We start from the raw sequence: 26,305 nt of genomic DNA on the forward strand, positions 1-26,305 counted from the left end.
TTCAGCGCTTAAAGAGTGAAGTGGCGAAAGCTTACATAAAGCGGGGGGATGCCATGAGTCACGTCGAACGTGGCACTTTTACTAAAGGAGTTTATGCGGCAGCTTCTGAAATTGGGGCATCCCACATTGCACAAGGGATGCCGTGTCAAGATGCATGCAAAACGGGAGAGGGTCGCGGCTGGTTTCCATATACCATTGTAGCTGTTGCAGATGGGCATGGGGATCAACGTCATGATTTAAGTGATATAGGTGCAGCAACAGCTGTAGAGGTTGCTGTGCGGGAACTTTCAAATTCATGGCATCATTACAAGTTGTATCGTAAGTCATTTCATGATTTTTTCTGTTACGATGCAGGACGCCGTATCGTACGAGCGTGGCGGCAGGCAATCACTCATTGTGCTGAGACTGCCGGGGTTACTGCGCGCCCTGGGCGGAGTGTATATGAACGCTACGGTACAACAGTTCAAGTGGCGATGTGGGCGAATGGTTACGTTTTAATGGCGAAGGTAGGGGACGGAGAGATGCGTTTCAGTTCAGATGGAATATCGTTACAAAACCCGTTTGTAGCACCGTCGGACCTAGATTCACAAACGACGCATTCACTTGCTATGAAAGATGCTTCACGTGTTTGGCAGACAGCGGTATATCCTGAACCGGCACCAGGCGGCTACGTGTTTGTATCTACAGACGGTTTAAGCAACAGTTTTCCGACAGATCAAGACTACAACGCTTACGTCCAGCAGCTTTATAACGTTGTTGAAACGCATGGGTTAGAAGCTGTCTCTCGGTCTTGGCCATCTTGGTTTTCTTCTTATACACACGCCGGCAGCGGTGATGATATCACCGCAGGCATGATATGTTTTGGTCTTGGTGAAGATGAGAGGGGGAAGCAGCATGATTCAGCAAGGACATGAGGTTGTTTCAGCCATTAGCGGCGAGAAAATCACTGTAGGACGTAAGCTTGGTGAAGGTGGACAGGGCCGGGTTTTTACCGGTCGTCGTCCGGACGGAACAAATGTGGCGGTGAAATGGTATAACGATGTACAAGCGACCCCTGATCAAAAGCGGGGGCTGCTCCATTTATTAAAACATGGTCGGCCTTCGGGCGCTGCCGGCGCGCGATTTGTATGGCCGATCGATCTTGTCGAGCACCAGGCAGATCCTTGTTTTGGGTACGTTATGGACGTTATTGATATGAAACGCTTTGCTGAATTAGGCGAAGTTTGGGCAGGGATCAAGCCGGCTCCATCATTTCGGGCGATGGCGAGGATTTCTGCTAAAGCAGCAGAGTCTTACCGTAAGCTTCATCTAGACGGCTTTTGTTATCGTGACATTTCTTCAGGCAATTTGTTGTTTGATCCAACGGCTGGAGACGTGCTGATTTGTGATAATGATAATGTTGGTATTAACGGACAATCAACAGCGCAGGTGCTTGGTACCATGGAGTATATGGCTCCGGAGATTGTTCGCGGTGAAGCTGTTCCTGGAACGAAGACCGACCTGCATTCTCTTGCCGTACTGCTGTTTCAACTGTGGATTTGGCATCACCCGTTCCACGGAAGGATGGAATATGATATTCGCAGCTGGGACCTTCCAGCAAAAAAACGCGTATATGGAGAAACGCCTGTTTTTATTTTTGATGAAGATGACCACCGAAATGAGCTCCCGGATGATCCTGAATATGATACAGCAAAGCTGCGGTGGTCAGTATGTCCCAAACCATTAAAGCGGATGTTTCGCCGCGTGTTTATTGAAGGGGTGGAGCGCCCGGAGGCTCGTCCGATGGAAGGCGAATGGCAGAAACTGTTTCGCCAGCTAGAAGACAGCGTGGTAACGTGTCCATCCGACCGTGCAGAAAATATTTGGGACGGGGAAAGTTCGGAAGTGGTATGCTGGCATTGTCGGCAGACTTTCCCGCTGCCGCCAAAGCTTATATTTAAGCAGGGAAGCAGTCTCATGCTCGATAGCACGGCAAAACTTCGCTACCGGCACGTACAGGCAGTTGATGAAGCATCTGGTGGTGATCAAACAGCTGGCGAGATCGTCCAGAATCCTAAAAAACCTGATATATGGGGATTGAAAAATTTAACCGATGTTTCTTGGCGAATGCAGAAGCAGGACGGAACCGTACGTGAAGTTCCTCCAGGCCAGGCAGCTACGTTAAGTCACGGTATGAACTTAACATTTAATGACGGCGCTACAGCTTACGTAACGTCTTAAACAACATAGATGCCTCTTACGCGCAGCTCTCGTTGAATCAAATGGTAAAATGAGCTTGGGTGTTCGGTTTCTGCCTGCCATACTGCAAGCAGCGCATTTGCGTTTAATTGATCATAATCCTCCACAGGATTAGCTTGAATGTTGGCATAGACGAGTTCTGGCAGATCGTTTAAGGGTTGAACGGTGGTAATGAGATTTTTGGCAACGGATAAATGTTTTAATTGCTTTAAAGGTGTTAACGGATGTAAGGATTGAATTTGGTTCCGATCAGCTTCAAACTGTTCTAAGCAGCTCCATAACTGTAAACCTTCGATGGACCAAATACCTGCTTCTGCAATATTTAACTTTGTGGCTTGAAATTTATTTTTTTCAAGTCGCTGCAAATGGTGAGCAAGGGCAGGGTCTTGTACGCAGCCTTCAGCATCTTTAGTGCGATTTGCGTTTTCAACTCTTGCTAAAGCGCGTACCGTGCGGCGGGCAAGGGTGCGGTCGATGCCAAAAGTATCGTAAATATAATAGCTGAGCTTCGTTTCCAGGGCGTAACTGTAACGTTCATTTTCCAAGCTTTCAGCCACGCCTGCTTCGAGGGCTGTCCGCAAAATATATAAGTCACGGAGACGTTCTCCTTCAGTTTGATCATAAAGCAGGTTAAATATCTGCTGAGGCCGTCGGAGCAAAGACGGCTGGTGTTGAAGAAGGTTCTTAAGTAGAACTTCGACTTCATGTGTCATCATAAGACCTCGCTTTCTAATTCATATAATTAAAGGAGTTAATGGATGAATGCTGTGAATTCAAAGCAAACAACGGCACCCTTCTCTCTAAAGGCATTAGAAGAAAGTGCAACAGAGCGGCTGCGGTATCGTACGTATTATCAATTGCCAGACACTTGTGAACATAAAGTGACTCACATCCGCTCCAATAATGAGATTTTGGCGTTACAGCTTTATCAGCCGGATCAAGTGAATGGACGTCTATACATGCTTCATGGTTATTTTGATCATACCGGGGTTTTAGGGCGGTTTATAACGTATGCACTCGCTCAAGGGATGGAAGTATGTACAGTTGATTTTCCAGGGCATGGGCTTTCAAGCGGCGCCCGGTACACAGTAGACGATTTTAATCATTATGAGGATGCGCTTCAAGCGTTATTTCAAGTTTTTGAGCATCCAACGCAGAACTATATTCTCGCAGGTCATAGCACTGGTGCAGGTATCGCAGCTAGACATGTTTTAAAAAACGAGTTGCCGGGGCTCGAGCGGTTGCAGCTTGCTGCTCCACTGCTCCGTTCAGCTAACTGGAAAAGCTCTCGTTTATTATATCACGCTGCCAAGGCTTGGGTGACAGAAGTCCCCCGTCGGTTCCGCGAAAATTCCGGGGATGAAGTGTACTTGGCTGAACAAAAGCAAGATCCATTGCAGCATACGAAAATCCCTCTAAGCTGGTTGGAAGCTTTGTTTCGATGGGAGAAAGAGTTTCACGATTTGGCGCCATCAGATGTTCCTGTTGATATTTTTCAAGGGGGGCGTGACCAAACTGTCGACTGGAAACAAAATTTAGAGGCTTATAGTGAGAAATTCACGCAATCTCAAACGTACTGGCTTCCGGAAGGACGGCATCAACTGCTTAATGATGCTGAACCCATTCGTCGCATTGTTTATCGATTAATGAAGCAAAATTGGGTGTGATTTTAAAAAGGAGGTCGTGGAAAATGACGTTACAAGCAAAATTTAAAGAACTTGAAAGCAAAATGAATGCATCACCAGAGGAGATTGAAGGAGTTAATAAGGTTTATCAATTTAATATTAAAGGTGAAGATGAGTCGGTTTATCAAGTCATTTTTGCTGATGGGCAAGCAACGTTTGAAGCAGGAACTCCTCATGAACCGCAATGCACCTTGAAGATGAAAGAAAATGACTTAATTAAGTTAATCGAAGGTAATCTAAACCCTACTACCGCATTTATGACCGGAAAATTGAAAGTCGAGGGCGACATGGGTCAAGCGTTAAAGCTGCAAAATATTTTAAAGGCTTATCAGTAAAAAAGTGCCCGGCGTACCAACATGCGCCGGGCACTTCTTTACTCTTGTTCGATGGTTTTCTCTTGAATGCGCTCCATTTGTTTCTCCTCGAGACGCTCTTCAATCTCTGTAAGAAGGACTGGGTCTTCTTCGAGTTCCTTTTTATTCTCATCTACAAGTTCATCAAAAGAGTGCTGTAAAATTTTTCTCATGTTTATCATCCTCTTTGTCATCATATTTTTAACGCCATTATACAGAAAAATGCGCTTTATTTTGTTATAAAACTGTGTCATTTTTCGAAATTCTATTGAACAATCTATTTAAACGTACCCTTTATGTCTTTCTAGAAAACACAAATGTTTACTTTATAGCTACAGTTTATTTCATGGAAAAAGTAAATAACACAAAAAATCTGAAATGATAACGCTTACATATAAATTAGTTATTTACATCGGGAGAATCCATTGATAGAATATTTAACAAATTTAGCCCCTGGAAAAAATCATTTGTCCTCTTGAGGCATACAGATAGTTTCTAGGAGAGAACTTCGAGAGCAGAGGCACTGGCAGTAAAATTCACGAAAAATTGAAGGAGGACGAAATCATGACAGTTTCCGAGCAGAAGCAAATTGTACAAATGCAGCAGAAAATCGAAGAGATGAATGCAGAGTTGCAGCGGTTGGAAAGTCGCAGCCGTAATGAGTTTGAATCGCTTGAAACAGATTCGTTTTTAAACGAGATGTACAACTAAGCTTAGCTTAGTGTAGGGAAAATATAAGCGCGAATTTAAAGTGGACTTATTTATATTTCGGTTACAGGCCCGGTTAATACCGGGCTTTTTTGTGTAGTTATCGCTAATTTTTTAAAGATAGCGTATAATGAATGAATGGATATTCATTTCGGAAGGAGAGACTGCTCAATGCAGCAGACGAAAGCAACAGATATGGTTCATCAAATTACGATTCCGACACCATTTCCAGTAGGTCCGGTTCATGTCTGGTTTATTGAGGGTTACTCATTAACATTGGTCGATACTGGCCCGGCTACGCCGGAAGCAGAGCGTGTCTTAAAAGAAGAACTGCAAGCTTTGGGATATCAACTGCAAGACATTGATACAGTTGTGCTTACTCATCACCATCCTGATCATTGCGGGCTCGCGCATCTATTTCAAGATACTGCTGAAATTGCTGCCCATCCTAAAGCGGCACCATGGGTGGAAAAAGAGACAGACTTTATCGAACATATGAGGCAGTTTTTCCGACGTTTTTATCATGCTCATGCTCTGCCAGCTCAGCTTGTAGAAGCAGTGACCCGAGAGCAGGAGTATCTTTTAAATATGACCCCATCGGTTACAGTAGATCAGTTCCTTGTTCATGGTTCGAAGCTTACATCCAGCCCTGAGTGGCAAGTTATAGAAACTCCGGGTCATGCGCAAAATCATATTAGTTTATATCGTGCAGATGACGGTGGTTTTATCGGTGGTGATCACTTACTTTTGGATACCTCCTCGAATGCAATTATTGAACCACCTCATCTCCCTGAAGAAACGAGGCCGAAGACACTTCTTGAATATCGGAGTTCTTTGAAAGCATGTGCAGCCTTAAATATTAGTATGGTTTACCCAGGACACGGGCCCGTATTTTATGATGCAGCAAAGCTAATCGAACAGCGGTTAATTGAGCAAGAAGAGCGTGGGAAAGAATTAGTCAGAAGGCTTCAAACATATGGCGAACAGTCGGCATTTGAATTGTGTGAAGCGCTTTTTCCAAACGTGCATAAAAAGCAGCCGGCATTAACAATGTCTGAAATTGTTGGTCACCTTGATATGTTAGAAGCAGCTGGAGAAATCGGACGTGTACAAAGAGATGATGAAATGATTCGTTACAAAGTAGATCACTAACTTAAGATCATCAATTTAAAGGTTTGTCTACACGCTGGAAATTTCGTTGTTTGAAGTGTTGTTGATGAGAGGAAAAACAAAACTATGCTAGACTAAAAAAAGGTCGAATTGAATTTTTAGAAATAAGGAGGATCAAGCTATGGGTGATTCAACAAACAAAAGGTTGTGCGCTGGACTTACTGTTGCAGGTGTAGCAGCATGCTCGTTACTGCTTGTGAACAAAGATGTCCGGACAAAAGTTTTTCAAGGAACAAAACAAGCCGCAAAATCTGTGAATGATGCGAGTGTTTATTTACGAGATCACCGCGAGGAAGTCATTACTCAGCTTCGTGATACGTCAGAGCAGGTATCAAGTTTATTAAAATCTGCAAATCAAGATGTGCAGTATATTTTGCAGCGTGCCTCCCACTTAAAAGAAGCAACAAGTGAACTTGCCGATACGACAAAAGAAGCTGCGCAAGAATTAAAAGAGATTAAAGAAGAGGCTGCGGCTGAAACAGAAGATGAAGCTCACCACGAAGAGGTTCAAGCCCCGGCTGAAAACCGATAAAAAGAAAAGATCGTGGGCTAAACTAATTTTTGTGTTTATGCAGGAGTAAAACAGGTTATACAACGAGTAGAGCAATTTGAACCTGCATACTTGAGAAGGGGGACGTCCACGATGCCATTGATGAATGATTTAAAGATGCTACAAAAGAAAAGTGACGAACAAGGAGTATTAAGTATTTATTTAAGTACAGACTTCAGCTCAAAGAGTCAGCAGGCTGGAGAGTGGAAAATCCTCTTGAAAAACGGCTTAAAGCGTTTAGAAGAATATGTAGAAAAAAGCGGTTCTCATGATGAGCTTAAAGCATATAAAAAAATAAGCGCAGAAGCAGATAAAGCGATCCGTGAACAGCAAGCGAATATGCAGCGCAGCGTTGTACTATTTGCTTCAGCTGATGGTGAGGTTTGGACCGAGAAATATTTGCAAGTGCCTGTAGAAACTGAATTTCATTGGGAGAAAACACCTGCCACTGACCAACTCGAGAAGCTGCAGGAATCTTTCCCTTCAGCCGGGCTCATTCTTGTACAGCAGCGTGATGTTGCTTATGTAGACATTGGCCTTGGCGAAGTTAAAGATGAAATGCAGTACAGCTGGGAGCTTGACTCTGAAGATTGGAAAGAATATAAAGGTAATGCAACTTCAGTGCGTGTTGCTTCTGGTTCCACTCAAATGGATGAACTAAAGCACCGCTTTGAAGAAAACCGTCACCGCTGGTATAAGAGTCTTGCATCTGTACTTGATAAGAAAGTGAAGGATCATGGCAACCAAGAACTTTATTTAATTGGAAGCAAAGAATACGTTCAGGACCTTCAAAAGCACCTCAATAAAGAAGTTACTGATGTCATTCCGAAAAACCTATTCTCTTCACCATCACATGAGTTGTTGAACGTGGTTTACGATGAAAATGTCCGCTAAGCGGATATAAGAAATGCCCCGGGTGTTATTTAACATCCGGGGCATTTTTGTTTGGATGGAAAAGCCAGCCCAGTGACCAAATGATAAAAAGCATAAAAGCCATCGACAAGTAAATGCTGCCGGTGCCGAACTGATCGATCACAATTCCACCGGCTACGGGTCCAGACATACTTCCGAGACTAAAGCTAATCGCCATAAGAACATTCCCGGTTGGTAGTAGTTGTTTTGGAAGCAGGTCCGCTAAATACATTAAACCAAGAGAATACAATGATCCAAGCAGCATCCCAAGCATTGAAAAACCGGTTAATAAAGCAATCATGGAAGACTCCAGCATGGGCATACTGCTGAAAATGATAAAGCCTGAGGCAAGTAACAGCATGAGCACGCGCTTTCTTCCCCAACGGTCGCTTAACATACCAAGCGGAAGTTGAGTGATTAAGCTGCCGAAAACAAAGGCAGGTAAAAAAATCGTGACCCAGTCTAGAGAAATGCCGGCCCGTATTGCATATATCGGATAGCTTCCGTGAATCGAAGCTTCTAAATAACCAAAAGAGAAGCCGGGAAGTAAAGCAAACCAGGCGAGTTTAATTGTTTGCTTATAACGCATCATCCAAGGCATTTGAATGTTTAAATGGTCGTCAAAATCTTCGCTTGGCCATTCGTTTTTTAAACGAAGCAAAAAGAGCCAGACAAAAAGCGAAGAAAATGCAGTGATGAGAAATGGCAGGGATTCATGAACAGTTAAAAGCTGGGTCATGATCGGTCCAACCCCAAAGCCCATCCCGAAAGCAAGGCCGTAAATGGCGAGGCTTCGGCCACGCTTTGCTGGATCGGCGGTTGAAGTGATCCATACTTGCGTAGCAAAATGAATTAAATTATCCCCGATTCCAATAATCATACGTAAAACAAACCAAAACCAAAAAGCCTGCCAAAGCGGAAGAATCAGTAAAGCAGTGACAACAGCAATAACCCCGGTTGTAATCAGCGGTTTATAACCAAATTTACGCAAGGGCTGCTCGATAAAGGGTGAAGCGAGTAAAATGCCAATATATAAGGCGGTGGCATTTAGACCATTTGCCGTGGATGTAATACCTGCCTCTTCAAGTAAGACGGCAAGTACAGGTAACAGCATTCCCTGCACAAAGCCGGCTACAAGGACAAGCGAAACAAGCAGCCAGTAACGGTACGTAGGATTGTTCGTTTGTTGCAATGTATTTTGTCTCATAATTCAAGGCATATTAACCTCAATTTTTAGGTTAAAAAAGCGCCGGCTCACCTCTTTTCTCTCTAAAAGCTTTTCTATTCAACCCAATACATCGTAGCTCTTTTACATGATTGAAACAACAGGTACAGCAGATTTGTCGACTTTAAGGACGTGCATGTTTTAAAATAGAGGATAGATTGTATAAAGGAGCGAATCATCATGGATTTTCGTCTGAATAACGAAGCTTTTATTACAGAAGCACCGTTTGGTGAACTTCAAGTTTCCGGTAATCCGGAACAAGGCTACCGCCCGTATCAGCTGCTTGTTTCATCAATTGCTGTCTGCAGTGGTGGGGTATTCCGAAAGATTATGGAAAAGCAGCGGATCCCGTTTACTGATATTCAAATTCATGCAGACGTAACACGAAATGAGGAAGAACCTCAAGAAATTACTGCGGTTCATCTTCATTTTAAAGTAGCAGGGGACGAGCTGAAGGAGCATAAAATCGAAAAAGCGCTACAGTTAACGTATAAACATTGCAGCATGGTCCAATCAGTCAAAGATAGTATTAAAGTTACAGAAACCTTCGAGCTCGTATAAATTGAACAGTGGGCAGCCTTGAGGCTGCCCACTGTTTCCGCTCTTATGAGTTTAAAGCTTGAGAAAAGGATGTGCGAGCCTTGCAGCAACAGCAGTTAGATTTTACAGAAGGTAGTATAATGAAAAAAATGATTTTATTTTCCTGGCCGATCTTTGTCGGCAATTTGCTGCAAAGTTCGTATCAGATCATCGACAGCTTATGGGTGGGAAACTTGCTCGGTGCAGAAGCCTTGGGAGCCGTTTCGATTTCCGCAACTGTGATCTTTACGATGCTGTCTTTTATTATAGGCATTAACGGGGCAACCCTAACAGTCCTTTCTCAACATAAGGGTGCAGGAAACCAAGCAGGCCTTGCCCGCTCGTTGAATGCGTTTGTCTTTGTCCTCGGATCTTTAGCCGTAATGTTAGGTGCGCTAGGTTTCTTTTTAGCCCCTTATATTTTACGGTTTATGGGAACACCGGAATCTATTATGCCGATGGCGGAAACTTATCTTCAAATTAATATGTTGTTTATTTTCTTGTTGTTTGGTTACAACTTTGTCGGGACAGTGCTGCGGGCACTTGGCGACAGTAAAACGCCGCTTCGGTTTATCTTTTTAGCCGTTATTTTAAATACGATATTAACACCAATATTTATTCATGTACTCGGCTTAGGCATTCAAGGGGCAGCGATTGCAACCGTACTTTCACAGGGCACAGCGCTTGTTGTTGGATTGTATATTTCGATTGCCCACCGAGGTGTGCCATATTCAATGCCGCGGCTGCCCGATTGGGAAGAGTTTAAAAGGTTGTTTCGCCTTGGGCTGCCATCTGGTTTGTCGATGATGGCGATATCCGGTGGTGTGCTTGCGATTATGACGGTGGTTACATCATTTGGTGATACGGTCGTTGCTGGTTACGGTGCTGCTCAGCGGGTGGATAGCTTAATTATGCTTCCGGGGCTAACACTTGGCTCAGCGATTCAGAGCATGGCGGGTCAAAATATTGGGGCGCAGTTGTGGGACCGGGTGACAGCGATTGCTAAAAGCGGTGTGTTATTGATCTTAGGTGTTGCAACCACCATCAGCTTATTTGTGTTTTTAATGTCTGGTATTATTATGAGTGCGTTCGTAGATGACACGGAGACAGTCGCATTTGGCAGCACATATTTACAGCTTGTTGCTTTTTTCTATCCGTTTTTAGGTATTAACTTCGTTTTAAATGGGATTGTTCGAGCCGCTGGAGCAATGGTGCCAGTATTGATTTTAAATATTGTTTCTTTTTGGGTACTGCGCTTTCCGCTTGCCTGGCTTTTGTCCTCATGGTTTGGTCCTGAAGGAATTGCCGTTGGGATTGGCCTTAGTTTTATTATTAGCGCAGCTATTGCAGCCCTTTACTACCGGTTTGGTCGGTGGCGCAATATTCAGCTTGTGGAGAACGAAGATGAAGGTAAGGAAGAAAGTGCTTCAACACGGAGCTAATATTGTAATTAAAGATCAAACAAAAAGCTCGTTAGGATATATTCGTCCTAACGAGCTTTTTGTTAAGATTTGTTCCGGTTCACTGGAAATTGTTCGCGTTTTTGCTCATCGGTTGGACGTCGCGAGGCCCACATAAACAGTAACACAAGACAAATGCCGACAGTTAAAAGCGGTGCAATCATGATTAGGAAAAAATCAAGGCCTGACATTTATCCTCCCTCCTTTTCCGTTGAGAAAAATCCTCTCATCCATAGAGTATTCGTTCCTTCAAGCTGTACTGAGTTCTTACTTTTTCCCTTGAACATACTCATCATCAAATAAGAATAAACGCATCGCGAGATATAGTGATGGAATTAAGAGCAGCAACCCGCCAATAAAAGCGGCAATTAAAGCGATAGCCATTGCTTCGTTTACAAAGCCATCATAAATGGTCAAATACGGATAGAGTAGATAAGGTAGATGCGACGCACCGTAGCCAAACCATGCTGTGCCGTACTGCAGCATCACCAACACAAAGGCAAGCCCAAGGTATTTTCCTTGATACACAAGTGCTACAGCTGCACAGAAGAATAAGAGTGACAAGAAAAATACCCAGCCTATACTAATCATGCTCGAAAAGTGCTCCGGGTTATGCTGACTCAAAGTGAAGAAGATGAGCACACAGGCAGCAATGGTTGGTGCTGACCAAAAGAGCGCATATTTACGAAATAACTGATAGGCCTGCGGGTCCCCTGCTCGATTTGCGTAATACGTCAAAAACATTGCAGAAATATAAAGGACGCTTACGATCGCAAGAATGACAACACTCCAGGAGTAACCACTAGAAAAAAGTGCGCCGTACTGCAGCTGAACGCGGTCATCTGTCACTTCTAAAAAACCGCCTTCAGAAATCGTTAATACCACGGTAAAGGAAGCTGGAATTAGCAACCCGGTAGCACCGTATAAAAAGGAGTACAAACGGTTGTCTTTAGCTCCGTACGTATTAAACGCATAATAAGAACCGCGTATCGCAAGCAGAATGATTGAGATGCTGCCTGGGACGAGTAATGCTGAACCGTAATAATAGGCAGTGTCCGGGAAGAACCCGACAATACCAATAAAAAAGAAAACGAGAAACACGTTCGTAATCTCCCAAACTGGTGACAGATAACGTTGAATTAATTTGTTAATGCGGTAATCTTTTTTTGATTCTTTATTGTAATAGTGGAAGAACCCCGCCCCGAAATCAATCGAGGCGACGATCAAATACCCGTATAAAAAGAGCCATAAAACGGTAATACCTAAAACTTCATACGTCATGCGGAATCACCCCGCGTTTCAATTCCACGTTCATAAAGTTCCTGCTCGGCAGGTTTTTTCTTAAACATTCCCCGCAGGACAAGCACAGTACTGATCCCGAGGAACAAATAAAGCAAAATAAACAAAATGAGCATTAAACCGACGTGATCAGCTTGAGTTGCACCTTCAGCTGTCTTCATCAAGCCGTTTAAGATCCAAGGCTGACGCCCGACTTCTGCATAAAACCATCCGGATTGAATGGCAACAAAAGCAAGTGGACCGCCGGCAATAATGCCAAAGAGCAGTGGTCGGTTGTAAAGCAGGTGCCGCTTAAATTTATAAATCGCTAAATAAGCACCAGAAATGAAGGTTAAATACATGCCGATAAATACCATCAAATCAAAGGCGTAGTGCACCCAAAGTGGCGGCCATAAGTCTTCGGGGGTTTCGTTGAGCCCTTCAACTTCAGCACCGGGGGTACCGTATGCAAGAATACTTAAGGCGTAAGGGATTTCTAAAGCATACTCCACTTCACCTTCGTCATTTAAGACACCTCCGAGAACTAATGGCGCTTCAGTTTCAGTCTCAAAATGCCATTCAGCTGCTGCAAGTTTTTCTGGTTGGTATTCAGCTAGAAACTTACCGGAAAGATCACCGATTAACACGGTGCCAATCGAAAAAATGAAAGCTGCAACCATTGAAAGATGCAGTCCTTTTTTGTGATACGCATGATCGTTACCACGAAACAGTTTCCAAGCGGCAATCATTGCGAGAATAAATGCCGAAGTTAAATAACACGTAATGATAACGTGTGCAGTTTTAGTAGGCGTTGCCGGGTTAAACATTGCTTCAAGCGGTTGAATATTGCGCATGACCCCGTCAACCAACTCAAATCCTTGAGGTGTGTTCATAAATGCGTTCACCGTTGTAATAAAGAAAGCGGAAGCTGTTGCCCCTAGAATGACAGGGATAATAAGCAAGAAATGACGAACCTTACTTTTAAACCGATCCCATGTATATAAATAGATACCTAGAAAGATGGCTTCAAAAAAGAAAGCAAAAACTTCCATGAACATCGGTAATGCAATCACTTGTCCGGCAACCTGCATAAAGTTCGGCCATAAGAGGCTTAATTGCAGACCAATTGCAGTACCAGTAACAACACCGACGGCAACAGTAATAACGAAACCGCGAGCCCACCGTCGTGCAAGCATTGTGTAGTGCGGATCGTTGCGTCGGATCCCCATCCATTCGGCTAATGCGATCATAATAGGGACGCCGACGCCGAGGGTGGCAAAGATGACGTGAAACGCTAAAGTCAGTCCGGTTAAAATCCGGCTGAGCATGACCGGATCGGCCTCGAACATGGCAGGACCCTCCATTTCTTTATAGATGACGTGTAATTTTCTTAATGTGAATTACTTCACAATTATAACAGAAAGGTTGTGACAACGGGATAGCGAAAAAATTAACGATATGTGAACGAACAATACAAAACACATACCCTTGAGGTAAAAAGAAAAACACAAGCCGCTTCCCTTAAGTCGACGGTCGACAACGTACAAAACCTATGATTTACGCACATATCACTGTTCGCTTCCCTTGGTTTAAGGTCTGCACGTGAACCCCCACCATTGTGGGGTCTTCGACTTATGCACTTCCTAGTGATGTCTAAGAGCTGCGCGTAAACACAATACAGGTACGGACTGCGCGAAGGCAATTACGCTTTAAAATATCCGCATTATAGTCGCCTTGACGGGTTAACAACCTATCTTAATTAAGGAATGAACTTAAGAGTTTCGAGTTTTCACATAACGCAAGGCTGACAATTATCGGCGGCGACGCCACCAGGAACAGCGCGAGCCGAAAATCCCGCAGGCAGTGATCTGCTGCCGAGGAAGTTGAGGCCGTGCCTGGGGCAAGCGTCCGCCGAAAAGCAACGTCAGTCTGCGCTGTTCTTAAAAGATTCTCTACACGCTGAAACCGCCCCCCTTAAGTCGGAAGACGGTTTGTTAATCAATAGCTCACGAATGTTTTGAAGTTATTTTGTTGGAAGGGAGATGTTTGCCTCTCGCTGTTGAAAGTCGATATCTTTGTAGTAAGCATCTTTCACGAGCAGGTTAGGACCGAGGCACTCAACTGCTGGACAGTGGCAGCTAATGCTTTTTGCCTGCTCGGTTTGGTGCCAGGTTTGGAAAGCTTCTTCGAAGGAAGTGTCGTTGATGTTGCCAAAAGATCCCTCTTCGTCACCGAAGTCCGTGACAATAATCTCTCCGTCAAAAATATTTACATTTAAGCGCGAACGTCCATCAGGATCATTTCTCACGGTTACGTTGTCAGCTGCATACAAGCGCTGCAAAAGTTCAAGTTCTCCTTCGTCATTGCTGCACGGATAAAACGGGAGTGTGCCAAAGAGCATCCATGTATTTGGATCACGCACATCAAGCAGCCGGTGGATGCCGGCTTGAATATCAGCAAGCGGTGCAGCTTCTAAAGCGCTGGCGAAATCAACGGGGTACATAGGGTGGATTTCGTGTCTTTGACAACCCATTTCCACAACTTGTTCATGAATGGATGCGAGGTGGGGAAGGGTTCGTTTGTTGAGCATCGTTTCAGCTGAAACCATTACCCCTGCAGATGTAAGCTGTTTGGCGTTATCAACCATTTGATGAAAAAACTTCTCGCGCTGCGCAAGCGAAGGCTTTTTATCCATCATACGAAAGCCGATATCTGTAAAATCATCGATGCTGCCGTAGTTGTGTGAAATATGCAGTACATCTAAATAAGGGGTGATTTTCTCATAACGCTTGGCATCGAGCGTTAAATTCGAGTTGATCTGTGTACGGGCGCCGCGCTCACGTGCATATTTTAGTAACGGCACAACGTAATTGTTTACCGATTTCATCGATAGCATCGGCTCGCCCCCGGTAATGCTGAAAGCACGCAGGTGCGGAACTTCATCTAGTCGCTGAATAAGCAACTCCAGCGGTAAAGTGTCAGGGTCAACCGTATCTAGCATGTAGCCTACAGCACAGTGTTCACAACGCATGTTACACAGCTTCGTTGTCGTAACTTCGATGTTAGTTAGTGTAGGTGCCCCAAAGGTGCGTATATCGTCATATGCCTCCCAAGGATCATTGGAGGGTGTAATTGGTGAGAATGTTGAAGAAATCATAACAAGTAGCTCCTTTATCTTTGCTCACTATCGTTCATGTTAACGCATTGAAAGAAAAAGAAAAAGCCGGACCGCCAAGAAAAGTGAAATTATAGTTTTGAGGGTAACTGTAAAGCTATAAGCTTCTTTTTTGCCAGCAATATGATACATTAATCTTAGAGCAAATCATGTATAAAAGGAGCGATTTTTTGAATCTATTATTAATTCGACACGGCGAATCGGAAGGAAACCGAACGGAGCGTCTGCAAGGTATTCAAGATTTTCCTTTATCTGAAGAAGGGAAAAAGCAGGCAGCTTTACTCGGTCAAGCATTAAAAACTGAACCATTGGATCATATGTATGCAAGCGATTTGTCGCGTGCATTTGAAACAGCCCAATTTGTAGCTGAGCATCAGCTTTGTGACCCAATCACCCGGCCTGACTGCCGCGAAGTTGCTTTAGGTCCGCTTGAAGGAAGAACGCGCGAAGAAATTATTCGTGAATACCCAGGCGTGCTTGGACCGAACTTGCTAACATCAGGTCTTGAAGGGACCGAAACGATTGAAGCGATCACAAAGCGCTGCCGTACTTTATATGATGATTTAATAACAAAGCATGAAGGTGAAAATATTGCAGTTGTAGCTCACGGCGGGTTTATTGCGATCTTTTTAATGTATTTAATGCATGGTGAAGACTGGTCAAATCATCACCGTCCGTTTCGAAAAACGAATACGGGTGTTACGCGCATTGAGTTTAAAGAAGGCAAACCTTACTTTCATTACGTGAATAAGACCACCCACCTAGAAGCTTATTCTAAGTCTTAATTCAACGTTTTAAGCCCGGATCTTCAACGGGAAAAAGGGGGTGGGGCTGATCGATTTTTATACCCTGATGGCTGTTCTAGTGCTCGTGCTTGTTGTATATGAACTGTATGATCTGAAAAAGAAAACCGAGATAAAAAAAGAAGAAATTCAACTTGAGCGGGAGAGAATAGCTTTAGAAACGAAGAAACGAGAAGAAGAAAAGTGACGGATTTAAACAATGAAATGTAGATGAAGCTTGAAGGGGATTTTAAAAGTGTTTAAAGAAAAACCTGAATGCTCAATGTGTAAAAAAGAAATCATGGGTGCAGAAACGGTTTTTGTAAAAATGCGTTACCCTAAGCGTAAAGGATTCACGGAAATCAAGGCATATTTACAAAACGAAGGTCGTTTCATCTGTGAAGCCTGCTTCAATCAAAACGCGAAATAAATATCAGTGCAAAATAGAAGGGGGAGCTCTCACGATCGTGTAGAGCTCCCCATTGTTGTTTAACCTTGATAGTTGTATTCGATTGGTGAACCTGGTCCGAGGTCGATACCAAACAGCATCCAAACAATTAACATAATTGTCCAGATGATTGTGAATACGATCGAGTACGGCAGCATAACAGAAATCATTGTACCAATGCCCATCTTCTTATCATACTTTTGAGCAAAAGCGATGATAATAGCAAAGTACGTCATAAGTGGTGTGATGATGTTTGTTGTTGAATCGGCAATCCGGTAAGCCATCTGTGTCATTTCCGGAGAATAGCCGAGCTGCATCATAATCGGCACAAAGACTGGAGCCATCATTGCCCACTTCGCAGATGCACTTCCGATAAACAAGTTAATAAATCCGGCCACTATTACAAATGCTAAAATAAGTGGAATGCCGGTTAGATTAATGCTATCGAGAAATTCTGCGCCGTAAACACCAAGCAGCATACCGATACCGGATTCGCCGAAGTAGGCAACAAATTGACCTGCAGTAAAGGCAAGAACAATGAACATGCCCATTGAGGCCATTGTATCTGACATTTGGTTAGCAACATCTTTATCATTTTTAATGTTTTTCACTGCAATCCCGTAAACGAGCCCCGGGACGAAGAACAGAATCATAATAACCGGCACGAGTGAGTCCATAAACGGTGACTGAATGACAGCCCCTTCTTCACCACGCATCGGTGAATTAGGAAACGCAACAAGCATTGCAAGCGCAACGGCTGTAACGAAGAAAGACGTTACTGCCCAGCCGAGGCCGCGTTTCTCATCATGACCGAGACCTTGCAGATCCTCTTTATATTCGCCTTTATATTCACCAAGACGAGGTTCAACAATACGCTCAGTTACCCAGGAGCCGGCAAGCGTTAAGACGAAAACAGATGCTGCAATAAAGTAATAGTTCATTGCAATGTTCATTGTCTCTGCATACGCCGGATCAATGGTTGCGGCAGCTTCAATTGTCAGCTCACCAAGCATCGGATCTGTCGCAGATAAGAATAAGTTCGCGCTGAAACCGGCGGATACACCGGCAAAGGCAGCAGCGAGTCCTGCAAGCGGGTGGCGTCCAAGCGCTGCAAAGATGACTGCGCCAAGCGGCGGGAGTACAACGTAACCAGCATCAGACGCTACGCTGGACATGATACCAGCAAAAACAAGTCCTGCAGTAATAAGTTGTTTCGGAACACTGAGTACGAAGCCGCGCAGGGCTGCGCTAATCAACCCGGATCGCTCGGCAAGACCGATACCAATCATTGTTGCAAGAACAACGCCAAGCGGCGCAAATTCAATAAAGTTATCAACCATGCTCGTGAATATATAATTTATACCGTCACTTGAAAGCAGGTTGAAAACTTGAACCATTTCATCTTGTTCACCAGGGTGTTCGACACTCAAGCCGAGGTTGGCGATCAAGGCTGAAGCAATAACGACAAGCCCTGCTAAAATTGCAAATAGCGTAATCGGGTGGGGAAGTTTATTCCCGACTTTTTCAATCATGTCGAGAAATTTCTGGAAAAACCCTTTACTCTCAGAGGCCATAGGCGAAACTCCTTCCTTTTATCAATTTAAAATTGCGTGCAGAGGCAGATTGCAAACGTTTACACCACATTACTATTGTGCCACCGAAGTAATTATAAAGACAATATGAAAATTTTTAAATATTTACTAATATAGTAGGAATAGTTAGAAAACATCGATATTTCTAAATCCTTTTATGGTTTGGCGTGTTACTGCATCAAAATTACTGAGGACCTTGTATAAGGACAGTGAAATTTCCACAAATTAAATGAAAAACAAAGGAGACTTTGCGATGGCACGAATGCTGTTTGGGATAAGCGCGGTCTGGCTGTTGGCACTGCTGTTCATCGTGCCAGCAAATGCTGATGAGGTACACCAGTGGAATTTCAAGCCTGCAGAAAATCATGAGCAACCTGGTACAGAGCCACATTACGAAAAGATGCTCGAGCAGTACGGTGGGGTTTATATTGGTGATCCGGACGAGAAAACGATTTACTTAACATTTGATAATGGTTATGAAAAAGGGCATACCGAAGACGTACTCGATGTTTTAAATAAACACGATGTTCCTGCTGCATTTTTTGTTACCGGTCATTACCTTGAAAGTGCAGCTAATATCATTCAACGTATGGTTGAAGAAGGTCATATTGTAGGAAATCACTCCTGGCATCATCCAAGCCTGCCCGAAGTATCAGATAAACGGGCAGCGCGCGAACTGGGGGAAGTAGATGAATACTATCAAGATTTAACGGGGGAGGAACGCATGCAGTATGTAAGGCCACCTCGCGGGACATTTAATGAGCACTCACTTGAGCTGACCGCCTCCCTCGGTTATACAACTGTGTTTTGGTCTTTTGCTTATGTGGATTGGTTAACCGACCGGCAAAACGGTGCAGATTATGCGTACAACCGAATGATGGACCGGGCGCATCCCGGGGCTGTCATGCTTTTACATGCGGTTTCTGAGGATAATGCTAAAGCGCTTGATCGGGTAATAACAGATTTGAAACAAGAAGGTTATTCCTTTGAGTCCCTTGACCATTTAATGGAGCAAAAAGCAGAAGTCTTATAACTTCCTTCCTTTCAAATAGAAACTCCCCGCCGGGAGCTAAGTTCCGGCGGGGAGTTTCAGCGTGTAGACAAACTTTTAAGAAAAATGAAGGCTGACGTCGCTTTTCGGCGGGCGCTTGTCTCGGGTACGGCCTCAACTTCCTAGGCAGCCAACTGCTGCCTGCGGGATTTTCTCACTCGTTGTTCTGCGAAGGCGTCGCCGCCGATGCTCGTCAGCCTTGCGTTATTTGATCGTTATAAATTGTAAAGATCTTTTTAATCAAGCAATAGCTACATGAACCCGTTTCATCATGATGCTTCATAAATGTGCAAACGACCCCTATACATCGGAAATACTAGATGACCTTTCAATTGACAAGTGACCGAAAAATGACGGCGACTCCCAGAGGATTCAGCGCAGGCTGAAGATCCACTTGTTCGATTGGCAATCAAATCGAACAAGTTAGCTGAAGCCAAGCCCTCGGGAAAGCGTCCGTCATTCGTTCCGGTCACGTTCATGGTTCGGTTTTTAAGGGCAGCCCGCGGCTCGGAGCAGTAAGCTATGCATGAATTTTAGATTTTGTACTTTGTCGACAGTCTGAAACTACCCGCCGGCAGTTATTCGCCGGCGGGTAGTTTAATGTGGGCTGCTAAAATTTCAAGCGGAAAAAGGTCTCTAGTATCAAAGGCAATAGCTTCAGTTGTACGGACATAAAGAATAGCCCGCTCGCTTTTATCTTCACTTGGAATCTGAAAAGTAAGTTGTCCCATATAAGTTGAAGCTGCTTCTTCAGACCCAGCTGTGCTCACCCAGCTGTCGCTGTAGTGGTCCCAAATCCCAGACCAATGAACATAAGGGATGTATGTAACGAGTAACTTACAAATTTGCTGCGCTTGATCGTTTAAATCATCAGCAGTTTCTGCAGCGTGAAGCGCACGTAAGCAGGCGGTGTCGGTGGCGATTGACAAAAGATCACATCCTTAAAAATAGTTATCATAAAGCCGTTAAAAATGACGAGCTGCTCCCATCATGATACAGTTAATTTTAACAAAGCGTGCACTAAGGTCGGAGTGGGAGTTATAGGAAATGGAGGTGTTAGATTGGCTTGGAGAGAGAAGATTCCCCTTACGCCCCCGTATGAGACGAAATGGATGCTGAAGCGTTTAGCGATGGATCCGTTAAATACTGTAGATGCAGCAAATGGCTATGTGGCTGTGCCCTTGACCATGTTAAACAATGCAGAAGTTATTCATGTATGGTTCAGTCATGATGAAGCAATGCCTGAAGTTGTAGTAGAAGGTGAGAACTTAACATTTGCACAGGTTTATCCACAGCTAGCGCGCATCTTTGGTTGGGAACAGCCGCTGCAAAAAGTGTATAAGCATTTTCAAAAAACTGATCTCGCCCCGCTTGCTGCGCGCTATCAAGGGACACCGTTAGTCCTCGATTTTGATTTGTACGCCTGTTTGATGAAAACGATTATTCATCAACAACTGAACTTATCGTTTGCAATGACCTTAACAGAACGGTTTGTACAAACATATGGTTCCCAAAAAGATGGAACATGGTTTTATCCTGCACCTGAAACAATTGCCAGCCTGGAGCCTGAAGACTTGCGCGCTCTGCAGTTCAGCCGTTCGAAAGCATCGTATGTCATTGGGGTTTCACAGGCTGTCGTTGAGCAAAGTTTAGATTTACAGGCGTTACACGACAAATCTAATGAAGACATCATGAAACAGCTTACCCGTTACCGAGGTGTTGGACCTTGGACCGGCCGTTGTCTTTTATTGTTCGGCCTCGGCAGACAGGACTTGCTGCCGGCTAATGATATCGGGATTCAACGTGGCTTACACACGTTATTACAAACCGAAAAGCGTCCTACCGCTTTAGAAGTTGAAGCAGCTGGAGAACAATTTGCTCCTTACCGGAGTTTTGCGTCTTTGTACCTTTGGCTGAGTACAGAAGAATAACACAAAATGGTTGAATTTTTATGAAATTAACGCTAATATGAATGTGTGTTCATTTTGATGTGGAATCAACAATTAAACGTTTACAATTGATTAGTCGTAAAGGCATATGCGCGCTTTGTGCGCGCCATTTTTTCAAAGTTAACATACCGACCGGTTAGTATGTTCATTTTAAAGTTGAACAGGAGGGATATGGCTTGAACTTTTCCTATACAAACGAGATGCAGGAATGGCTCCGATCGGTTCGGACATTTATGGATCAGGAAGTTTATCCAAATGAAGCTGTGTATGAAGCACAGCTCCGCGCTGCAGACGATCCTTTTGCTTATGTACCTGAAGTCATGGAATCGATGAAAGCAAAAGCGAAAGAAAGCGGGCTATGGAATCTGTTCTACCCTGATGAAACTTATGGCGCTGGATTAAGTAACTTAGCTTACGCTCCCTTAGCAGAAGAAATGGGGCGATCCTTAATTGGACCGGAAGTTTTCAACTGTAATGCCCCTGATACGGGGAATATGGAGGTGCTTGCCCGTTATGGCACAGAGGCACAGAAAGAAAAATGGCTGCATCCACTGCTTGCAGGCGAGATTCGTTCAGCGTTTTGCATGACGGAACCAGAGGCTGCTTCAAGTGATGCGCGCAATATTGAAGCTTCGATTAAAAAAGACGGCAGCGACTACATTTTAAATGGAACAAAATGGTGGTCCTCCGGTGCAGGTGATCCCCGCTGTGAAGTGTTGATCTTTATGGGGAAGACGGATCCGGATGCGCCGACCTATGAGCAGCAATCCATGATCATTGTACCGATGGATACACCTGGGATTGAAGTTAAGCGGATGCTGCCGGTATTTGGTTATGATGATGCACCACATGGTCACGCAGAAATTAACTTTCACGATGTCCGGGTGCCGGAAAGTAACCTGCTTGTTGGTGAAGGGAAAGGATTTGCAATTGCGCAAGGCCGGCTCGGCCCCGGCCGGATTCATCACTGCATGCGTACGATCGGTGCAGCTGAGCGGGCGCTTGATATTTTGTGCGCCCGGGCAGATGCGCGAGCCCCGTTCGGGCGTGCTTTAAGTGAACAAGGGGTCATCCGCGAATGGATTGCTGAGGCGCGTATTGAAATTGAACAGGCGCGCCTCTTGACGCTGCAGGCGGCTGACCGGATGGATAAGTACGGAAATAAAACCGCAAAAAAAGAGATTGCCATGATTAAAGTGGCCGCACCCAATACTGCTTTACGTGTGCTGGATCGGGCCATTCAAACCCTGGGTGCTGCCGGTGTGAGCGATGATTTTCCATTGGCGCGTCACTATGCTGCAATCCGGACACTCCGGATTGCAGATGGTCCAGATGAAGTTCATAAACGGGCGATTGCAAGACAAGAGCTTGAAGAGCAGCGCAAAGTATAAGAGGAGGGATCAGTTTGCGTAGTATAGAAACTTTGTTTGACTTAACGGGAAAAACAGCCATTGTGACAGGTGGAGGCCGAGGACTTGGCGCCCAAATTGCTGATGCACTTACCGATCAAGGAGCTAATATCGTGATTTGCTCACGTAAACAAGAAGCGTGTGAAGCGGTAGCTGCGGAGTTCGCGAAAAAAGGCGTTCAAGCGGTCGGCATCGGTTGTGATGTGACGGATCCAAACGATGTGGAGCGGGTCATCACACAGACAATGGATACTTTCGGTTCGGTAGACATTCTCGTAAATAACAGCGGCACATCTTGGGGAGCTCCAGCAGAGGATATGCCGCTTGCGGCTTGGGAGAAAGTCATGGATGTGAATGTCAAAGGTACATTTTTAATGGCGCAAGCTGCCGGCCGGGTGATGATTGAACAAGGTTCCGGAAAAATTATCAACGTTGCTTCTGTCGCCGGTTTAAGTGGTGCTGATCCACGCTTTCTCGATGCGATCGGCTACAATACGAGCAAAGGGGCCGTGATTAATTTCACGAAAGACCTTGCGGCAAAATGGGGGCGTTACAACATTCAAGTCAACGCGATCGCACCCGGATTTTTTCCGACGAAAATGTCAAAGGACGTACTAGATATGGGTGGTGAAATCATTAAAGATCGGACGCCGCTCGGCCGTTTTGGCGGAGAAGATGAATTAAAAGGAGCCGCCGCCTTTTTAGCTTCAGAGGCATCGAGTTATGTTACAGGCGATGTTTTATCTGTAGACGGCGGAATGAGCGCGATGTAAAAAAGTGATAGCAGAAAACAGGAGGAAGTAACATTGCAGCAGGAAATGATTGATATCAGTATTGATTTGTTTGAAAAACAAGGGTTTAAAGAAACGTCCATCCAGGATATCGTCAGCGCCCTCGGCGTCACAAAGGGTACGTTTTATTACTATTTTTCAAGCAAAGAAACGCTTTTAATGGAGATCCACCGTAGTTATATCGATGAAATTCTTGAACAACAGCAGACGATTTTAAAAAATGAGGATGCAACGGATGCAGAAAAGTTAAAAGCTTTGATTCATCAGCTGATTACAAGCATTGAGCCGAAAGGAGATAGTGCCCGCGTATTTTTTCGTGAGTTTCGTCATTTAAGTCGTGAGCATCTTGATGAAGTGTTGCCAAAGCGCGACCAAGTACGCCTTAATTTTGAGCAGGTCATTCGTGATGGGATGCAGCATGGTGTCTTCCGTCCTGAACTGAACCCGGTCATTGTGACCTTAGGTATCCTCGGTGCTTGTAACTGGACATATCAATGGTTTGATGCTGACGGCAGTACGAGCGCAGATGAAGTAGCCGCAATTTATGTGGATTACATGCTTCACGGCTTAAACAAAAACGAAGGAGGATGATTATGACAGCAGCAGTAAAACGTGTGACAGTCGTTGGTGCTGGGGCAATGGGACGGCAGATTGCGATGTTAAGTGCACTTGGTGGATTTGAAACGAAGCTGCATGATCTAGATGAAACGGTGCTTTCTCAGGCAGAACACGAACTGCAGGGGCGCATGGCAGATTGGGAGAAAAAACAAAAGATTTCTGCGGAAGCGGTGGAAACAGCTTTCTCTCAGTTGACGTTGATGACAAGTTTAAAAGATGCAGTCGCTGATGCAGATGTTGTGATTGAGGCGGTCGTAGAAAAACTGGATGTGAAACAAAAAGTTTTTGAACAGCTGGATGCGTTTGCGCCGGCAGAAACGGTACTTGCAACGAACAGCTCGACGATTGTGAATTCAAAACTTGCAGAAGTAACCAACCGCCCGGCGCAGGTTTGCAACATGCACTTTTTCTATCCGCCGCTTGTGATGGACTGTGTTGAAGTTGTAAAAAGTGATGTAACCTCCGAAGAAACGGCTGCTAAAGCATTGGCTGTCTGTGATGCGATGAACCGCTCTGGGTTTTTACTGCATAAAGAAATTGAAGGTTTTGTCGCCAACCGGCTTTTGTTTGCTTTAACGAATGAGGCGATGGCGCTGTATGAAGGAGGATATGCTGATTTTGAAGCCATTGACGCCATCACAAAAAAAGCGCTTAAACACCCCCTCGGCCCGTTTGAGTTAATGGACCTGTCCGGCATTGATGTCGGCTATTATGCACAAACGGCTGTTTTTAATGAAACAGGACGACCGGAGGATGCCCCTTCACCTGTGCTGAAAGAAAAACTAGATCGCGGTGAGCTCGGGCGTAAAAGTGGAAAAGGTTTTTATACGTATAGTTAAGGAGTGCTCAAAATGACTTATGAAACGCAAGTAAAAGTTCGATTTTCAGATACAGATGCCTTAGGTCACATTAATAACACAAGTTACTTTGCCTATTTAGAAGAAGCAAGAATTGATCTGCTGCAGCATCTTGGTTTTACAGCACCGGGTGCGCAAACCCAAAGAGATTTTCCTTTTATGGTGGCTTCAGCTTCATGTGATTTCAAAAACCAAGCTTATGCTGGGGAAATTCTTCATGTTTCAACCTCGCTAGAACGGATCGGCAATTCAAGCTTCACGCTGCAGCACCATTTGACGCGAGATGACGGTACAGAAGTAGCTGTTGGTACAGCTGTTCTCGTTTATTTTGATTTTCAATCCGGAGGTACGTCGCCCTTGACTAAAGAGATGAAACAAACGCTTCAATCTTTGTCATAGGAGGTGAACAAATGACAGCTTCACATGATACGTCCCGGGTTCGTCCGGGAGAGGAACTGCCGGAACAAGCCCTTAAAGCCTTTTTGCAAGCCAATTTTGACTTGCCGGATGAACCTCTTGAGATTCGTCAATTTTCTGCAGGCCACTCTAATTTAACGTACGAAATTAGCGCAGGGTCATTTGAGGTGGTGCTCCGGCGGCCGCCGTTCGGCCCGGTTGCACCTAAAGCGCACGATATGGAAAGAGAATACGAGTTTCTCCGCCGATTGCATCCGGCCTATCCGCTAGCACCTGAACCGTATATTTTTTGTGAAGATGAAAACGTGATTGGCCGTCCGTTTTTTCTCATGGAGCGGCGTCGCGGCGTGGTTGTTGATACAGCGCTTCCGGAGAACGTTACTGAGCCGCAGAAAACAGCAGAACAAATGTCAGCCTCATTTGTACAGCGGCTAGTAGATTTGCACAAGGTTAGCCCTGAAGATTGTGGGCTGCTAGAAATGACAAAGCCTGACGGGTTTATGGAACGGCAGATTAACGGCTGGTTGAAGCGTTACAAAAAGGCAAAAACCGAGGAACATCATGAGGAAGAATTTGTGATGCAGTGGCTTATTGACCATTGTCCACTTGACGGAGCGGCGGCGGTGATTCATTACGATTATAAATTAAATAATGCCATGTTTAATGAAAATTTAACTGAAATGACGGGATTGTTTGATTGGGAAATGGCAACTGTCGGCGACCCGCTAGCAGATATAGGAGCGCTTCTTAGTTACTGGGTGGAAGCTGATGACCCGGACTGGTTAAAGCAGGCCTTCGGTACGCCGCCGGTGACAGTGCAGCCGGGGTTTTATACCCGGCGGGAGCTGGTAGAAGCGTATGCACGAAAAAGCGGGCGCAATGTAGATGATCTTCATGTTTATGTCGCTTTTGGCTATTTTAAGCTGGCAGTGATTGCACAGCAGATTTATGCCCGGTACGTGGCTGGTCAAACGGATGACCAGAGGTTTAAGCATTTGAATCAAACTGTCGGGGCTTTGTTCAACCGGGCGGCAAGCGTTATTCGCGAGGGCGTATAA

At 44.7% G+C, this 26,305-nt stretch carries 30 protein-coding genes; 21 read left to right on the forward strand and 9 right to left on the reverse strand.

The window, feature by feature from the left end; all coding sequences use genetic code 11:
* Positions 1-53: 53 nt before the first annotated feature.
* Positions 54-914: a protein phosphatase 2C domain-containing protein gene (locus B0H94_RS10630; protein WP_106589251.1), complete on the forward strand. Its 861-nt coding sequence runs from the start codon at positions 54-56 to the stop codon at positions 912-914.
* The gene (locus B0H94_RS10635; protein WP_106589252.1) at positions 895-2,220 is read left to right on the forward strand and encodes a protein kinase domain-containing protein; all 1,326 of its coding nucleotides are present in this window, start codon (positions 895-897) and stop codon (positions 2,218-2,220) included. The genes B0H94_RS10630 and B0H94_RS10635 overlap by 20 nt, the downstream gene beginning before the upstream one ends.
* Here B0H94_RS10635 and B0H94_RS10640 read toward each other — a convergent pair.
* Entirely contained in the window at positions 2,217-2,951 is a 735-nt protein-coding gene (locus tag B0H94_RS10640; protein ID WP_106589253.1) for a leucine-rich repeat domain-containing protein, read from the reverse strand. The genes B0H94_RS10635 and B0H94_RS10640 overlap by 4 nt on opposite strands.
* 45 nt (positions 2,952-2,996) lie before the next feature.
* Here B0H94_RS10640 and B0H94_RS10645 point away from each other — a divergent pair, with 45 nt between their 5' ends.
* Both B0H94_RS10645 and B0H94_RS10650 read left to right on the forward strand, forming a co-directional pair.
* Positions 2,997-3,905: an alpha/beta fold hydrolase gene (locus tag B0H94_RS10645; protein WP_106589254.1), complete on the forward strand. Its 909-nt coding sequence runs from the start codon at positions 2,997-2,999 to the stop codon at positions 3,903-3,905.
* A gap of 23 nt (positions 3,906-3,928) precedes the next feature.
* The gene (locus tag B0H94_RS10650) at positions 3,929-4,258 is read left to right on the forward strand and encodes an SCP2 sterol-binding domain-containing protein (protein ID WP_106589255.1); all 330 of its coding nucleotides are present in this window, start codon (positions 3,929-3,931) and stop codon (positions 4,256-4,258) included.
* A 38-nt stretch (positions 4,259-4,296) separates the two neighbouring features.
* On the opposite strand, the gene B0H94_RS10655 is transcribed toward B0H94_RS10650, so the two are convergent.
* Entirely contained in the window at positions 4,297-4,449 is a 153-nt protein-coding gene (locus tag B0H94_RS10655) for an FbpB family small basic protein (protein ID WP_106589256.1), read from the reverse strand.
* Between the two features lie 391 nt (positions 4,450-4,840).
* Between B0H94_RS10655 and B0H94_RS15215 the strand changes: the two genes are divergently transcribed.
* From B0H94_RS15215 to B0H94_RS10670, 4 genes are all read left to right on the forward strand, one after another.
* Positions 4,841-4,987 carry a hypothetical protein gene (locus tag B0H94_RS15215; RefSeq protein WP_181315364.1) on the forward strand — a complete coding sequence of 49 codons (147 nt, stop codon included), beginning with the start codon at positions 4,841-4,843 and terminating at the stop codon, positions 4,985-4,987.
* 168 nt (positions 4,988-5,155) lie between these two features.
* A complete protein-coding gene (locus B0H94_RS10660) occupies positions 5,156-6,136 on the forward strand; it encodes an MBL fold metallo-hydrolase (RefSeq protein ID WP_181315365.1) in 981 nt (326 codons plus the stop codon).
* 139 nt (positions 6,137-6,275) lie between these two features.
* Complete coding sequence (locus B0H94_RS10665) at positions 6,276-6,686, forward strand: hypothetical protein (protein ID WP_106589258.1); 411 nt, start codon at positions 6,276-6,278, stop codon at positions 6,684-6,686.
* Between the two features lie 111 nt (positions 6,687-6,797).
* Positions 6,798-7,598, forward strand: coding sequence for a VLRF1 family aeRF1-type release factor (locus tag B0H94_RS10670; RefSeq protein ID WP_106589259.1), 801 nt, complete (start codon positions 6,798-6,800; stop codon positions 7,596-7,598).
* Positions 7,599-7,623: 25 nt separating this feature from the next.
* On the opposite strand, the gene B0H94_RS10675 is transcribed toward B0H94_RS10670, so the two are convergent.
* Positions 7,624-8,808: an MFS transporter gene (locus B0H94_RS10675; RefSeq protein ID WP_245893978.1), complete on the reverse strand. Its 1,185-nt coding sequence runs from the start codon at positions 8,806-8,808 to the stop codon at positions 7,624-7,626.
* Positions 8,809-9,021: 213 nt separating this feature from the next.
* Here B0H94_RS10675 and B0H94_RS10680 point away from each other — a divergent pair, with 213 nt between their 5' ends.
* Complete coding sequence (locus tag B0H94_RS10680; RefSeq protein ID WP_106589261.1) at positions 9,022-9,402, forward strand: OsmC family protein; 381 nt, start codon at positions 9,022-9,024, stop codon at positions 9,400-9,402.
* Positions 9,403-9,482: 80 nt separating this feature from the next.
* Positions 9,483-10,862: an MATE family efflux transporter gene (locus B0H94_RS10685; protein ID WP_427909948.1), complete on the forward strand. Its 1,380-nt coding sequence runs from the start codon at positions 9,483-9,485 to the stop codon at positions 10,860-10,862.
* Between the two features lie 62 nt (positions 10,863-10,924).
* Here the strand turns inward: B0H94_RS10685 and cydS are convergent, their stop codons facing one another.
* From cydS to yfkAB, 4 genes are all read right to left on the reverse strand, one after another.
* Positions 10,925-11,071, reverse strand: coding sequence for a cytochrome bd oxidase small subunit CydS family protein (gene cydS, locus B0H94_RS15220; protein ID WP_181315366.1), 147 nt, complete (start codon positions 11,069-11,071; stop codon positions 10,925-10,927).
* Positions 11,072-11,147: 76 nt separating this feature from the next.
* A complete protein-coding gene (locus B0H94_RS10690; RefSeq protein ID WP_106589262.1) occupies positions 11,148-12,161 on the reverse strand; it encodes a cytochrome d ubiquinol oxidase subunit II in 1,014 nt (337 codons plus the stop codon).
* Positions 12,158-13,507 carry a cytochrome ubiquinol oxidase subunit I gene (locus B0H94_RS10695; protein ID WP_106589263.1) on the reverse strand — a complete coding sequence of 450 codons (1,350 nt, stop codon included), beginning with the start codon at positions 13,505-13,507 and terminating at the stop codon, positions 12,158-12,160. The genes B0H94_RS10690 and B0H94_RS10695 overlap by 4 nt, the downstream gene beginning before the upstream one ends.
* Before the next feature lie 674 nt (positions 13,508-14,181).
* On the reverse strand, positions 14,182-15,315 hold the full coding sequence (yfkAB, locus tag B0H94_RS10700; RefSeq protein WP_106589264.1) for a radical SAM/CxCxxxxC motif protein YfkAB: 1,134 nt from the start codon (positions 15,313-15,315) through the stop codon (positions 14,182-14,184).
* A 188-nt stretch (positions 15,316-15,503) separates the two neighbouring features.
* Here yfkAB and B0H94_RS10705 point away from each other — a divergent pair, with 188 nt between their 5' ends.
* The 3 genes from B0H94_RS10705 to B0H94_RS10710 are packed head-to-tail and all read left to right on the forward strand — an operon-like array spanning position 15,504 to position 16,545.
* Positions 15,504-16,118 carry a histidine phosphatase family protein gene (locus tag B0H94_RS10705; RefSeq protein ID WP_106589265.1) on the forward strand — a complete coding sequence of 205 codons (615 nt, stop codon included), beginning with the start codon at positions 15,504-15,506 and terminating at the stop codon, positions 16,116-16,118.
* Between the two features lie 40 nt (positions 16,119-16,158).
* Positions 16,159-16,323, forward strand: a complete 165-nt coding sequence (locus B0H94_RS15225) for a hypothetical protein (RefSeq protein WP_181315367.1) — start codon at positions 16,159-16,161, stop codon at positions 16,321-16,323.
* A 48-nt stretch (positions 16,324-16,371) separates the two neighbouring features.
* Positions 16,372-16,545, forward strand: a complete 174-nt coding sequence (locus B0H94_RS10710; protein ID WP_245893979.1) for a Fe3+ hydroxamate ABC transporter substrate-binding protein — start codon at positions 16,372-16,374, stop codon at positions 16,543-16,545.
* Between the two features lie 59 nt (positions 16,546-16,604).
* Here B0H94_RS10710 and B0H94_RS10715 read toward each other — a convergent pair whose 3' ends face one another.
* Complete coding sequence (locus B0H94_RS10715; RefSeq protein WP_106589266.1) at positions 16,605-18,137, reverse strand: AbgT family transporter; 1,533 nt, start codon at positions 18,135-18,137, stop codon at positions 16,605-16,607.
* Positions 18,138-18,408: 271 nt separating this feature from the next.
* On the opposite strand from B0H94_RS10715, the gene pdaA reads away from it, so the two are divergent.
* Entirely contained in the window at positions 18,409-19,188 is a 780-nt protein-coding gene (gene pdaA / locus B0H94_RS10720; RefSeq protein ID WP_245893980.1) for a delta-lactam-biosynthetic de-N-acetylase, read from the forward strand.
* A 596-nt stretch (positions 19,189-19,784) separates the two neighbouring features.
* Here the strand turns inward: pdaA and B0H94_RS10725 are convergent.
* Positions 19,785-20,135, reverse strand: a complete 351-nt coding sequence (locus tag B0H94_RS10725) for a hypothetical protein (protein WP_106589267.1) — start codon at positions 20,133-20,135, stop codon at positions 19,785-19,787.
* A 132-nt stretch (positions 20,136-20,267) separates the two neighbouring features.
* On the opposite strand from B0H94_RS10725, the gene B0H94_RS10730 reads away from it, so the two are divergent.
* The 7 genes from B0H94_RS10730 to B0H94_RS10760 all read left to right on the forward strand — a co-directional run bounded on the left by B0H94_RS10730 (position 20,268) and on the right by B0H94_RS10760 (position 26,305).
* On the forward strand, positions 20,268-21,137 hold the full coding sequence (locus B0H94_RS10730; RefSeq protein ID WP_245893981.1) for a DNA-3-methyladenine glycosylase family protein: 870 nt from the start codon (positions 20,268-20,270) through the stop codon (positions 21,135-21,137).
* Between the two features lie 194 nt (positions 21,138-21,331).
* Positions 21,332-22,546, forward strand: coding sequence for an acyl-CoA dehydrogenase family protein (locus B0H94_RS10735; RefSeq protein WP_106589268.1), 1,215 nt, complete (start codon positions 21,332-21,334; stop codon positions 22,544-22,546).
* 14 nt (positions 22,547-22,560) lie between these two features.
* Complete coding sequence (locus B0H94_RS10740) at positions 22,561-23,337, forward strand: SDR family oxidoreductase (protein ID WP_106589269.1); 777 nt, start codon at positions 22,561-22,563, stop codon at positions 23,335-23,337.
* 33 nt (positions 23,338-23,370) lie between these two features.
* Positions 23,371-23,946 carry a TetR/AcrR family transcriptional regulator gene (locus tag B0H94_RS10745; RefSeq protein ID WP_106589270.1) on the forward strand — a complete coding sequence of 192 codons (576 nt, stop codon included), beginning with the start codon at positions 23,371-23,373 and terminating at the stop codon, positions 23,944-23,946.
* On the forward strand, positions 23,943-24,812 hold the full coding sequence (locus B0H94_RS10750; protein WP_106589271.1) for a 3-hydroxyacyl-CoA dehydrogenase family protein: 870 nt from the start codon (positions 23,943-23,945) through the stop codon (positions 24,810-24,812). The genes B0H94_RS10745 and B0H94_RS10750 overlap by 4 nt, the downstream gene beginning before the upstream one ends.
* 12 nt (positions 24,813-24,824) lie before the next feature.
* Positions 24,825-25,229, forward strand: a complete 405-nt coding sequence (locus B0H94_RS10755) for an acyl-CoA thioesterase (protein ID WP_106589272.1) — start codon at positions 24,825-24,827, stop codon at positions 25,227-25,229.
* Between the two features lie 11 nt (positions 25,230-25,240).
* On the forward strand, positions 25,241-26,305 hold the full coding sequence (locus tag B0H94_RS10760) for a phosphotransferase family protein (protein WP_106589273.1): 1,065 nt from the start codon (positions 25,241-25,243) through the stop codon (positions 26,303-26,305).

The sequence above is a fragment of the Salsuginibacillus halophilus genome (genome assembly GCF_003014715.1).
GTDB classification, from domain to species: Bacteria; Bacillota; Bacilli; order Bacillales; family Marinococcaceae; genus Salsuginibacillus; species Salsuginibacillus halophilus.